Source organism: Lyngbya aestuarii BL J (assembly GCF_000478195.2).
Lineage (GTDB): Bacteria > Cyanobacteriota > Cyanobacteriia > Cyanobacteriales > Microcoleaceae > Capilliphycus > Capilliphycus aestuarii.
The window spans coordinates 1-282 of the sequence record NZ_AUZM01000438.1 but is presented as its reverse complement, the minus strand read 5'-3'; the positions used below and the strand labels follow the sequence as shown (position 1 = coordinate 282).

At 34.8% G+C, this 282-nt stretch carries 1 pseudogene; it reads left to right on the top strand.

From position 1 onward, the window contains the following. A pseudogene (locus M595_RS28845) lies at positions 1–282 on the top strand (amino acid permease); the annotation flags it as partial.

Sequence of the window (282 nt, the reverse complement as noted above, 5' to 3'; positions counted from 1 at the left end):
TTTTCCAGTTATCTGATTAATACAATTGGCATTTCAGAGTCTTTTTTAGTTCCTATTGCTGAAATTGCTGTTTTGGGTTTAACTATTGTTGTCTTAGGTGGAATGCGACGTTCTAAAGCTGCAACCACCGTGATTCTTTCTGTCACTCTATTTTCTTTATTCTTTTTAATTATTGCCGGAGGATTTGTATTATCTCAGCGTGGTTTTTTGACCGTCACTTTTGCAGAAATTGATCTCAAAACCGGATTAAAAAACTTCCTCGAATCTGTCGCTTTATTATTT